Annotated in this window: 13 protein-coding genes and 1 pseudogene; 3 read left to right on the top strand and 11 right to left on the bottom strand. The window is 59.6% G+C overall.

The features are described from left to right. The 5 genes and pseudogenes from L9Z73_RS16885 to L9Z73_RS16905 form a co-directional block, all read right to left on the bottom strand. Positions 1 to 406 (bottom strand): annotated as a pseudogene (locus tag L9Z73_RS16885) (DUF4105 domain-containing protein); the annotation flags it as partial. After that, positions 403 to 723, bottom strand: a complete 321-nt coding sequence (locus L9Z73_RS16890) for a DUF2388 domain-containing protein (RefSeq protein ID WP_247403113.1) — start codon at positions 721 to 723, stop codon at positions 403 to 405. The pseudogene L9Z73_RS16885 and the gene L9Z73_RS16890, both read right to left, overlap by 4 nt. Positions 724 to 749: 26 nt before the next feature. Further along, entirely contained in the window at positions 750 to 1,058 is a 309-nt protein-coding gene (locus tag L9Z73_RS16895; RefSeq protein WP_247403116.1) for a DUF2388 domain-containing protein, read from the bottom strand. A gap of 106 nt (positions 1,059 to 1,164) precedes the next feature. Continuing rightward, a complete protein-coding gene (locus tag L9Z73_RS16900; RefSeq protein WP_247403119.1) occupies positions 1,165 to 1,485 on the bottom strand; it encodes a DUF2388 domain-containing protein in 321 nt (106 codons plus the stop codon). Positions 1,486 to 1,644: 159 nt separating this feature from the next. Beyond that, positions 1,645 to 1,827: a DUF1127 domain-containing protein gene (locus L9Z73_RS16905; RefSeq protein ID WP_247403122.1), complete on the bottom strand. Its 183-nt coding sequence runs from the start codon at positions 1,825 to 1,827 to the stop codon at positions 1,645 to 1,647. A gap of 14 nt (positions 1,828 to 1,841) precedes the next feature. Here L9Z73_RS16905 and L9Z73_RS16910 point away from each other — a divergent pair, with 14 nt between their 5' ends. After that, a complete protein-coding gene (locus tag L9Z73_RS16910) occupies positions 1,842 to 2,018 on the top strand; it encodes a hypothetical protein (RefSeq protein ID WP_247403125.1) in 177 nt (58 codons plus the stop codon). A gap of 72 nt (positions 2,019 to 2,090) precedes the next feature. On the opposite strand, the gene L9Z73_RS16915 is transcribed toward L9Z73_RS16910, so the two are convergent. The 6 genes from L9Z73_RS16915 to L9Z73_RS16940 form a co-directional block, all read right to left on the bottom strand. Then, entirely contained in the window at positions 2,091 to 2,306 is a 216-nt protein-coding gene (locus tag L9Z73_RS16915) for a DUF1127 domain-containing protein (RefSeq protein ID WP_099236514.1), read from the bottom strand. Between the two features lie 318 nt (positions 2,307 to 2,624). Continuing rightward, positions 2,625 to 4,118, bottom strand: coding sequence for an acetyl-CoA hydrolase/transferase family protein (locus L9Z73_RS16920; protein ID WP_247403127.1), 1,494 nt, complete (start codon positions 4,116 to 4,118; stop codon positions 2,625 to 2,627). Between the two features lie 179 nt (positions 4,119 to 4,297). Next, complete coding sequence (locus L9Z73_RS16925; RefSeq protein WP_247403130.1) at positions 4,298 to 5,734, bottom strand: NAD(P)(+) transhydrogenase (Re/Si-specific) subunit beta; 1,437 nt, start codon at positions 5,732 to 5,734, stop codon at positions 4,298 to 4,300. Next, the gene (locus L9Z73_RS16930) at positions 5,734 to 6,054 is read right to left on the bottom strand and encodes an NAD(P) transhydrogenase subunit alpha (RefSeq protein ID WP_003220416.1); all 321 of its coding nucleotides are present in this window, start codon (positions 6,052 to 6,054) and stop codon (positions 5,734 to 5,736) included. The genes L9Z73_RS16925 and L9Z73_RS16930 overlap by 1 nt, the downstream gene beginning before the upstream one ends. A gap of 15 nt (positions 6,055 to 6,069) precedes the next feature. After that, a complete protein-coding gene (locus L9Z73_RS16935; protein WP_247403133.1) occupies positions 6,070 to 7,191 on the bottom strand; it encodes a Re/Si-specific NAD(P)(+) transhydrogenase subunit alpha in 1,122 nt (373 codons plus the stop codon). A 452-nt stretch (positions 7,192 to 7,643) separates the two neighbouring features. Beyond that, complete coding sequence (locus L9Z73_RS16940) at positions 7,644 to 8,543, bottom strand: LysR family transcriptional regulator (RefSeq protein WP_247403137.1); 900 nt, start codon at positions 8,541 to 8,543, stop codon at positions 7,644 to 7,646. Between the two features lie 157 nt (positions 8,544 to 8,700). Between L9Z73_RS16940 and L9Z73_RS16945 the strand changes: the two genes are divergently transcribed. Together L9Z73_RS16945 and L9Z73_RS16950 are read left to right on the top strand one after the other, a co-directional pair. Then, positions 8,701 to 9,882 carry an acyl-CoA dehydrogenase gene (locus L9Z73_RS16945; protein ID WP_247403140.1) on the top strand — a complete coding sequence of 394 codons (1,182 nt, stop codon included), beginning with the start codon at positions 8,701 to 8,703 and terminating at the stop codon, positions 9,880 to 9,882. Positions 9,883 to 9,895: 13 nt separating this feature from the next. Then, entirely contained in the window at positions 9,896 to 11,116 is a 1,221-nt protein-coding gene (locus tag L9Z73_RS16950; RefSeq protein ID WP_247403143.1) for a CaiB/BaiF CoA transferase family protein, read from the top strand. Positions 11,117 to 11,344 lie beyond the last annotated feature (228 nt).

Below are 11,344 nucleotides of genomic sequence, written 5' to 3' on the forward strand. Positions count from 1 at the left end.
TCCACAGGCGCGCACGGTCGTAGATGTGGGTCAGTTCATGCAGCACGGTGGCGAGCATTTCCCGGCGCACGGTGCCGTGGGGGCGGTTGGTCTTGCGGGTGGCGGCGCTGCCGTCGGTCAGGCTGGTGAGCAGGTTGCGGTTCAGGTCCAGTTCGGACACCAGCGAGGCCTGGCCGTAGGCGTTTTCGGGCATCTTATCGGTCCAGCCGACATCGATGCGCCGGTCCAACTGCTCGATAAAGCGCGGCGGCAGTGAGCGCAACGCTTCATCGAGCAACGCCTGGCTGGCCTGCTGTTCGGCTGGGCTCAACCCTTCGGTTATGAGCCGCAGTTGCAGGCTGGCCTGGGCTACGCCGGCACACAGCAGCAGAGCCCCGGCCAGGAGCCAGGCGTTGAGACGCCTCACAGCGCGAGAATGGCTTCGGCGAGGGTCTGGTCGCTGGCATCACGGGCTTCCGGCACGCGGGTGCGCAGGGTGTCGAAGGCGGCTTCGAGTTGCGCGCCACGGATCTCGCCGTTGGTGGCGACGAAGCTGGCGGCGTCATCGTGGGCTTCGCGCACGATCTTGGAGTCGCGGATCGAGGTGGTGGTGTCCGAGGTGAAATCAATGGTGCGCCCGGAGGCGCGCACGATGATGTTACTGGTGGCCTTCAAGGTCTGCGCGTGGGCGACATCGGTCAACAACAGCAGGCCGAGAGCGGCGGCGATCAGCGGGCTACGCATGGAATGACTCCGAAATACAAAGATGGTTATTGGACGAGAATTGCTTGCGCCAGTTCAAGGTCACTGGCGTTTAGTTTTGGTTGGCTGCGGCGCAGACGATCCAGCGCTGATTCCAGTCGAGCCCCCCGCCATCGGCCGTCAGTGGCAATGAATGCGGCGGCATCATCCTGGGCGGCCAGTACCCACTTTCTGTCGAACGGCGCGGAGGTCACTTTGCTGGTGGCATACGCGCTCACGACCGTGCTCTGGGTGGACAGATCAAAGGCTGAAGCCAATGCAGACCAGCAGGCGGAAAACATCACAGGAACGATTAACAGGCGGTATGAAAAAGCCATGGGACTCGACAACTGAAAGCGAGCGCCAAGGCTAGCGCAATGCCCGGGCGAGAGCCAGCGCTGAGGCATCCGGGAGCGGCTGGCGCTGCCTTGTCCCGGCCTGTTATCAGATGGCCAGAATGGCTTGGGCCAGTTGTGCGTCTGTCGCGACGTTCAGTTGTGGCGCTTGCTGGCGGATCTGTGCGAGGGCGCTTTCCAGTTTGACGCCGCGAATGGCACCGGCACTGGCGACAAAGCTGGCGGCGTCGTCACGAGCGGCACGCACGACCTTGTTGTCACGCAGGGAGGACGTGGCATCGGAGCTCGCATCGGAGGTGGCTTTCAGCGCGCCGACGATGGAGTCGGTGGTGACGATGAAGCTGGACGCGTGGGCGTTGGCGGCGAAGGCCAACAGGGTGGCGGCACTCAGCAGGCGAAGACGGGACATGGGGTGACTCCTGTAGATGAACAAATAAGGTCGCGCAAAGCGGCCCCTGTGAAACGGATGTGGATGCCATTGGACATCAGACGCCCGTTCTACATGGTTCGCCACGTGGTGAGCGGATATTAAGCCGCGGCCTGTCCATTCGAAAAGCGCCTTGACTGTCTAGTCACGCCAGAATGGCTTGGACAGCTCGACCAGGCGCTCGCCGGGGCTGATACCCGCGTCGGACAGCTCTCGCGGGTCGAGTTGGGCCAGTTGGTGGCGCTCGCGGGCCTGTTGCCGCCATCTGGCGAGCGTAGCGGCAGTGCGACGTAACAACGAGGTGCGCAGGGTTGGTGGGTTCATGGGGAGCGCCTTTCATGGTGTTTTTGGAAGACCATGTTGAGCGGATCGTTTCGACCGATACAGATACACTGGCGTTTAATTGTACTGCTAAATTGTTGTATTTATTAAACTGTACTGGTTTATCTGCAGGCTATCTGTTCCGGGCGCAAAAACACCCAAACCCAGAAACAACAAAGCCCGCCTCCGGTTAGCCGGGGCGGGCTTTGCTTAACGAATCAGGTTGCTGGCTGTGGACCCGGTAGGTCAGGGCCAGCGAGCGCCTATTAGCGCCAGAACGGCTTGCTCAGCTCTTCGTAGCGTTGTGCTTCGCTGATACCGGCGTCAGCCAGCAGACGCGAATCCAGACGAGCCAGTTGATGGCGGCTGGAGATGCGGCGCTGCCACAACATCAGGTTGGCGATAACGCGCAGAGGCATGGAAGCCTGGGTGTTTACAGCTTTCTCTTCGAAGAACAGATCGGAACTGAGTGTACGTTCCATGATGACATCCTTCCGCTTGTGGCGGGATTAGGTAGTGGTTTAACTGATGCCAATGATCCTCCTCCCGCGCAAGACTCTCTAGATACAGTTCACCTGTATTGTGAGGGGGCAGTTAACTGTTTATGGCCGCTGTACTGTACGGAAATGGAGCAACTGTACCTGTCCGCACCTAATCAGTGCAAAAATGACATTTTGGAAGGAGTGCGTGGGATATTTCGGTAGGAAAAGACCAGTACAGCAGTACAGTTTTTCCAAGGAGAGGGGGTGGTGCAACCGAGCTGATGAAACTGTGTGTGCATCAGCTCGGCTGTGTATCGATCAATCCTTGAGCATGTGCCCGGTTTCTTCCAGGTTAATGTGCCAGCTCAGGGCTTCGCGCAGGATGTGTGGAGTGTGGCCACCAATCGCACAAGCGGCGTTGAAGTACTTGTTCAGCGCGTCGCGGTAGGCTGGGTGCACACAGTTGTCGATGATCACCCGTGCGCGCTCACGTGGCGCCAGGCCACGCAGGTCGGCGAGGCCCACTTCGGTCACCAGGATGTCGACGTCATGCTCGGTGTGGTCGACGTGGCTGACCATTGGCACCACGCTGGAAATCGCCCCGGCCTTGGCCATCGACTTGGTTACGAAGATCGCCAGGTGCGCGTTACGAGCGAAGTCGCCCGAGCCGCCAATCCCGTTCATCATCCGTGTCCCGCACACGTGCGTGGAGTTGACGTTGCCGTAGATGTCGAACTCCAGCGCGGTGTTGATCGCGATGATGCCCAGGCGGCGAACCACTTCCGGGTGGTTGGAGATTTCCTGCGGGCGCAGCACCAGTTTGTCCTTGTAGTGCTCCAGGTTGCCGAACACGTCGCTGTTGCGACGCTCCGACAAGGTGATCGAACTGCCAGAGGCGAAGGTCAGCTTGCCGGCGTCAATCAGGTCGAACGTCGAGTCCTGCAGCACTTCCGAATACATGGTCAGGTCTTCGAACGGCGAATCGATCAAGCCACACATCACAGCGTTGGCGATGTTGCCGATCCCGGCCTGCAGCGGGCCGAGCTTGTTGGTCATACGGCCGGCGTCCACTTCCTGCTTGAGGAAGTTGATCAGGTGGCTGGCGATGCCTTGGGTTTCGGCGTCCGGCGGCGTCACCGTGGAAGGTGAGTCGGGCTTGTTGGTGATCACGATGGCGACGATCTTCTCCGGCGGAATCGGGATCGCGGTGCTGCCAATGCGGTCGTCGACTTTTACCAGCGGGATCGGCGTGCGCGTCGGCCGATAGGTCGGGATGTAGATGTCGTGCAGACCTTCCAGGTTCGGGTTGTGCGCCATGTTGATCTCGACGATCACTTGCTTGGCGAAAATCGCGAAACTGGCCGAGTTGCCCACGGAAGTGGTCGGCACGATATGACCTTGTTCGGTGATCGCGACGGCTTCGATCACGGCAATGTCAGGCAGCTTGAGCTGGTTGTTGCGCAGTTGCTCGACGGTTTCCGACAAATGCTGGTCGATGAACATCACTTCGCCGGCATTGATCGCCTTGCGCAGGGTGCTGTCGACCTGGAACGGCATGCGTCGCGACAGCACGCCGGCTTCGGTCAGTTGCTTGTCGAGGTCGTTGCCCAGGCTCGCGCCGGTCATCAGGGTGATTTTCAGCGGCGACGTCTTGGCTCGTTCGGCCAGGGCTTGAGGCACGGCCTTGGCTTCACCGGCACGGGTGAAGCCGCTCATGCCGACGGTCATGCCGTCCTCAATCAGTGCGGCGGCATCAGCCGCGCTCATGACCTTGTTCAACAGCGAAGGCAAACGGATACGATCACGGTACATGGATTGTTATCTCGAGATACGGAGGCAAGGTGTGCAGTTTAGTGATTTCAAAAAATTTCGGCGCGCTACCATGGTCGAATGCCGGGCAGCGATTTAAGGCCTTTGGTCGGTTTTCATGCTGCAATAAAAAACCCTAGCCTACTGGAGGCCAGGGTTTCGGGTGTTGCGCTGGCGCAGTGTTATTCGACAGCCTTGACCATGTCTTCGATAACCTTCTTGGCGTCGCCGAAGACCATCATGGTTTTGTCCAGGTAGAACAACTCGTTGTCCAGGCCGGCATAGCCGCTGGCCATCGAGCGCTTGTTGACGATGATGGTCTTGGCCTTGAACGCTTCGAGGATCGGCATGCCGGCAATCGGCGAGTGCGGGTCGTTCTTGGCGGCCGGGTTGACCACGTCGTTCGCGCCGAGCACCAGTACTACGTCAGCCTGGCCGAATTCGGAGTTGATGTCTTCCATCTCGAACACCTGGTCGTAAGGCACTTCGGCCTCGGCCAGCAGCACGTTCATGTGTCCGGGCATACGGCCGGCCACCGGGTGGATCGCGTACTTTACGGTCACGCCGCGGTGGGTCAGCTTTTCGGTCAACTCCTTGAGTGCGTGCTGTGCGCGTGCCACCGCCAGGCCATAGCCCGGCACGATGATCACGGTATCGGCGTTGGTCAGCAGGAACGTGGCGTCGTCGGCCGAGCCGGACTTCACCGGGCGCGCTTCTTTCGAGCCGGCCGCAGCACCGGTATCCGGCGCATTGCCGAAACCGCCGAGCAGCACATTAAAGAACGAGCGGTTCATCGCCTTACACATGATGTACGACAGGATCGCGCCGCTTGAGCCCACCAGGGAGCCGGCGATGATCAGCATCGAGTTGTTCAGCGAGAAGCCGATCCCTGCCGCTGCCCAGCCGGAATAGCTGTTGAGCATCGAGACCACCACCGGCATATCGGCGCCGCCGATCGGGATGATGATCAGCACGCCCAGCACGAACGCCAGGGCCAGCATCAGCGCGAAGGCGCTGAGATTGCCGGTGAACATGAAGGTCAGGCCAAGCCCCAGCGTGGTCAGGCCGAGCACCAGGTTCAGTTTGTGCTGGCCGGTGAACTGTACCGGTGCGCCTTGGAACAGACGGAACTTGTACTTGCCCGACAGCTTGCCGAAGGCGATCACCGAACCGGAGAAGGTGATGGCGCCGATAGCGGCACCGAGGAACAGCTCCAGGCGATTACCGGCGGGGATCGAGTCGCCCAAGTTTTTGACGATGCCCAACGATTGCGGCTCGACCACAGCGGCAATGGCGATAAACACCGCTGCCAGGCCGATCATGCTGTGCATGAAGGCGACCAGTTCCGGCATCTTGGTCATTTCCACGCGCTTGGCCATGATCGAACCGGCGGTGCCGCCGATCAGCAGGCCAACGATCACGTAGCCAATGCCGGCGGTGGCAAGCTCAGCGCCCAGCTTATAGATGAGGCCCACGGTGGTCAGTACCGCCAGCGCCATGCCGAGCATGCCGAACAGGTTGCCGCGTCGCGAAGTGGTTGGGTGCGACAGGCCTTTGAGGGCCTGGATGAAACAGATCGACGCAATCAGGTAGAGCGTCGTCACGAGATTCATGCTCATTACTTCGGCGCCTCTTCTTTTGCTTTCGGGGCTTTCTTCTTGAACATCTCAAGCATCCTGCGAGTCACCAGGAAGCCGCCGAACACGTTGACCGCTGCCAGGGCCACGGCCAGGGTGCCCATGGTCTTGCCCAGCGGTGTAACGGTCAGTGCGGCGGCCAGCATCGCGCCGACGATCACGATTGCCGAGATCGCGTTGGTCACGGCCATCAGTGGCGTGTGCAGTGCGGGGGTAACGTTCCAGACCACGTGGTAACCGACATAAATCGCCAGCACAAAGATGATCAGGTTGTAGATACCGGGGGAGATAAGCTCTTCCATCGTCTGAATCCCTGCTTAGGCGTTTTTGCGGATGACTTGGCCGTCGCGGCACATCAGGCACGCGGCGACGATGTCGTCTTCGAGGTTGATTTCAAACTGCCCTTCCTTGTTGAAGACCAGCTTCAGGAAGTCCAGCAGGTTGCGCGCATACAGGGCTGACGCGTCAGCGGCGACGGCACCTGCCAGGTTGGTCGGGCCGCAAATGATCACGCCGTTTTCCACTACCACCTGATCGGCGACAGTCAGCGGGCAGTTGCCACCTTGAGCGGCGGCGAGGTCGATCACCACCGAGCCGGGCTTCATCTGTGCAACCGTGTCGGCGCTGAGCAGGGTCGGGGCCTTGCGGCCCGGGATCAGGGCGGTGGTGATGACGATGTCGGCCTGCTTGGCGCGTTCGTGGACGGCCAGGGCCTGGCGTTGCATCCAACTGGTCGGCATCGGGCGTGCGTAACCGCCGACGCCGACGGCGCATTCACGCTCTTCGTCGGTTTCGTAGGGCACGTCGACGAACTTGGCGCCGAGGGATTCAATCTGCTCCTTCACGGCCGGGCGGACGTCAGACGCTTCGATCACTGCACCCAGACGTTTCGCCGTGGCGATGGCCTGCAGGCCCGCGACACCAGCGCCGAGGATCAGCACGCGCGCGGCTTTTACCGTACCGGCGGCAGTCATCAGCATCGGCATGAAGCGTGGGTAGTGATGGGCGGCCAGCAACACGGCCTTGTAACCGGCGATGTTGGCCTGGGACGACAGCACGTCGAGGCTCTGGGCCCGCGAAGTACGCGGCGCGGCTTCGAGCGCGAAGGCAGTGATGCCCCGCTCGGCCAGCTTGGCGATGGTTTCGTTGCTGAACGGATTGAGCATGCCCACCAACACGGTGCCGCTTTTGATCAGTGTCAGTTCGCTGTCGCTGGGGGCCACCACTTTGAGGATCAGCTCGGCGCCAAATGCATCGCTGGCGCTGCCTATGGTTGCACCTGCCGTTTCATAGGCACTGTCGACGATGCTGGCTTTAATACCCGCCCCGCTTTGTACAGTGACCTTATGGCCCTGGCCGATCAGCTTCTTGATGGTTTCCGGGGTGGCAGCCACCCGCGTTTCACCGGTCTGGGTTTCGAGAGGAACACCAATGTGCACGTCAAATCTCCTGCATGATCTTTTTGCTTTTGATCTTATTGTAAAAAGGCCAGCGCACCGTGAGTGGCACATCTGGGGCGGCCGATCAGCACGATCCCGCTGAAATGACAGCGGGGCGCGGCATTTTGCAGGCGAACTTTACGGCCTTCAAGGGATTATGACGGGTGACGAAAAATTAACTACAAGTCACCCTGTGACTGATTGCCGCAACGCTTTTAAATAAACCATTTAAATACAAATACTTAACCTGGCTCTTTGTAATTTTCGCGGTTTCGCAATCGCCGTTGTGAATAGTCGAGCATTGGCCGGTAATAGTCGCTACAAGCCATGAGGGTTATGGCTTTGAGCCATATTTTCGTCGTACAGGTACAGTTTTCTTAAATGCGACATTTACGGATATCTGTAGTATTTGATGTTATCTGACTACATAGTCCATAAGTGGCGTTTGGTCCTTATATTCCTGGGCTATAGCGCTGCGACTGGTCGATCAGCCAGTCCCTGAAGGCGTGCAGGGATGCGGATTCGACTTTTCTGTCAGGAATCATCAAGTAATACGCCTTCGAGTTGCTCAGCGCTTCGGGGCTTGCGATTACCAGTTGGTGCTCGTTCAGTTCGCGTTGGATGAGGAACGGTGGAATCAGCGCAATGCCCATGTCATGCATGGCCGCCTGGGACAACATCGAGAATAGCTCGTAACGGGGGCCTGTCATGTCGCGGGGGATGTTTAGCTGTTGCGCGTTGAACCACTGGCGCCAGGCATAGGGCCGCGTGGTCTGCTGCAGCAATGGCAGTTCCGCGATTTCCTGGGGGCTGAAATGTGTGCGGCTGCCGAGTAAGCGCGGGCTGCACACGGGGACGGGGTTTTCTCCCATCAGCCGGTGGGACTCGGTACCGGACCAGTCGGCATCGCCGAAATAGATCGCGGCGTCGAATTCGGTGTCGGCAAACAGGAAGGGGCGCGTGCGGTTGGTGAGGTTGACCGTGACTTCCGGGTGCTGGCGCTGAAAGTCCTTGAGGCGAGGGATCAGCCACTGGGTGCCAAAGGTCGGCACCACCGCCAGCTCGATGACGTTCGCGCCCTGCTGCCCCATGACCGACAAGGTGTCGCGCTCTACCGCGTCCAATTGCGTGGCGACACGACGGCTATACGACAGGCCCGCTTCCGTCAGCTTGACCCCGCGCCGCGAGCGGCGAAACAGCTCGACACTTAAAAACTCCTCAAGGCTGGCGATCTGTCGGCAAATGGCGCCCTGAGTGATGGAAAGCTCCTGCGCAGCCTTGGTAAAGCTCTCGTGGCGGGCCGCAGCTTCAAAGCTGATAAGGGCGGTGGTGCTGGGGATTTTTCTGCGCATGTACCTTGTCCTCACTTATAAGGCGCGTTTTCGCCCTTCTCGGCTATTACGGAGTGAGAAATTAGCACAAGCCTATGCAAAAACCTCGTTTGCCCTCTGCGCTTGCCGGGCCTAGTCTGCATCCACGACTTCTGATTTTCTTTGCGAGGACTTATTCATGGCTGGCAAGGCAAGCTTCAACTGGATCGATCCACTGCTGCTGGATCAACAGCTCACCGAAGAAGAGCGCATGGTGCGCGACAGTGCTGAGCAATTCGCCCAGGACAAGTTGGCGCCAAGGGTGCTCGAAGCCTTCCGCCATGAAAAGACCGACCCTGCGATCTTTCGCGAGATGGGTGAGACCGGCCTGTTGGGCGCGATGATTCCCGAGCAGTACGGCGGCAGTGGCCTGAATTATGTCTGCTATGGGTTGATTGCACGTGAGGTCGAGCGAGTCGACTCCGGCTATCGCTCGATGATGAGTGTGCAGTCGTCACTGGTCATGGTGCCGATCAATGAGTTCGGCACCGAAGCGCAAAAACAGAAATACCTGCCGAAATTGGCGTCGGGTGAATGGATCGGCTGCTTCGGTCTGACCGAGCCTGACCACGGGTCCGACCCAGGCGCGATGATTACCCGGGCGCGCAAGGTGGATGGCGGCTACAGCCTGACCGGCGCCAAGATGTGGATCACCAACAGCCCGATCGCCGATGTGTTCGTGGTGTGGGGCAAGGATGATGCCGGTGATATCCGCGGCTTTGTCCTGGAGAAAGGCTGGAAGGGCCTGAGCGCTCCGGCGATTCACGGCAAGGTCGGCCTGCGGGCTTCCATTACCGGTGAGATCGTCATGGACAACGTGTTCGTGCCCGACGAGAACATCTTCCCGGATGTGCGTGGCTTGAAAGGCCCCTTCACCTGCCTTAACTCCGCTCGGTACGGGATCTCCTGGGGTGCGCTGGGTGCTGCCGAGTTCTGCTGGCACACCGCTCGCCAATACACCCTTGATCGTCATCAGTTCGGTCGGCCATTGGCGGCGACCCAGCTTATCCAGAAGAAGCTCGCGGACATGCAGACCGAGATCACTCTGGCCCTGCAAGGCTGCCTGCGCCTGGGGCGGATGAAGGATGAAGGCACTGCGGCGGTGGAAATTACTTCGATCATGAAGCGCAATTCCTGCGGCAAGTCTCTGGATATCGCACGCATGGCGCGGGATATGCTGGGCGGCAACGGTATCTCCGATGAGTTCGGGGTGGCGCGTCACCTGGTAAACCTGGAGGTGGTGAACACCTATGAAGGTACCCACGATGTACATGCCTTGATTCTGGGGCGTGCGCAAACCGGTCTTCAGGCGTTCTATTAATAGGAGCACGGGCATGGGCGCGCTTTCGCATCTGCGGGTACTGGATTTGTCGCGAGTACTGGCGGGCCCCTGGGCCGGGCAGATTCTCGCGGATCTTGGGGCTGAAGTGATCAAGGTCGAGCGGCCGGGTAATGGTGACGACACGCGTGCCTGGGGGCCCCCCTTCCTCAAGGACGCGTATGGCGAGAACACCAGTGAGGCGGCGTATTACTTGTCGGCCAACCGCAACAAAGAGTCGGTGACCATCGACTTCACGCAGCCGGAGGGGCAGAAGCTGGTGCGTGACCTCGCGGCGAAGTCCGACATCCTGATCGAGAACTTCAAGGTGGGCGGCCTGGCGGCGTATGGGTTGGACTATGCGTCGCTCAAGGAGGCCAACCCGGCGTTGATCTATTGCTCTATCACCGGGTTTGGCCAGACGGGGCCTTATGCGACTCGTGCAGGCTACGACTTCATGATCCAGGGGTTGGGCGGACTCATGAGTCTGACGGGGCGACCGGAAGGTGATGAGGGCGCGGGGCCGGTGAAAGTGGGGGTGGCGTTGACGGACATCCTCACGGGGCTCTATTCAACGGTGGCGATCCTGGCGGCGCTGGCTCATCGCGAGCGTGACGGCGGCGGGCAACATATTGATATGGCGCTGCTGGATGTGCAGGTGGCTTGCCTGGCCAACCAGGCGATGAACTACCTGACGACAGGCGTGCCGCCAAAGCGCTTGGGTAATGCGCATCCGAATATCGTGCCTTATCAGGATTTCCCTACGGCCGATGGCGACTTCATCCTGACGGTGGGGAATGATGGGCAGTTCCGTAAGTTCGCGGAGGTGGCGGGTCAGCCGCAATGGGCGGATGACCCGCGTTTCGCGACCAATAAGGTGCGGGTGGCCAATCGTGCGGAACTGATTCCCTTGATTCGACAGGCGACGGTGTTCAAGACGACGGCCGAGTGGGTGTCGCAGTTGGAGCTAGTCGGCGTGCCGTGTGGGCCGATCAATGATCTGGCACAGGTGTTCGCGGATGCCCAGGTCAAGGCGCGCGGGCTGGCGATTGAGTTACCTCATGCGCTGGCGGGGATGGTGCCGCAGGTTGCCAGTCCCATCCGGTTATCCAAGACCCCTGTGGAGTACCGCAGTGCGCCTCCTTTATTGGGTGAGCATACGGTCAGGGTGTTGCAGGAAGTACTGGGGTTGATGCCGGCAAATGTGGCTGCTTTAAAAGAGGCTGGGGTTATCTGAGTCCTCTCTTCTATATAGAGAGCGGTGAAGGGCTCTATATAGAAGAAAGTTGGTGATTTTTTAGCCAATCCTAACTAATGGTTAAATAAGCAAAATTAAGGGTTGACGGCAAATCCTGGACGTCTATAATTCGCCCCACTTCCGGCGCAGTCGAAACGGAAAACTCCTTGGTAAACAAAGAGTTATACGAGATTCGACAGCGGCCTGCTTCAGTTCATCGAAGCCTGG

It is taken from the genome of Pseudomonas emilianonis, from assembly GCF_023072625.1.
In the GTDB taxonomy this organism is placed as follows: domain Bacteria; phylum Pseudomonadota; class Gammaproteobacteria; order Pseudomonadales; family Pseudomonadaceae; genus Aquipseudomonas; species Aquipseudomonas paraveronii.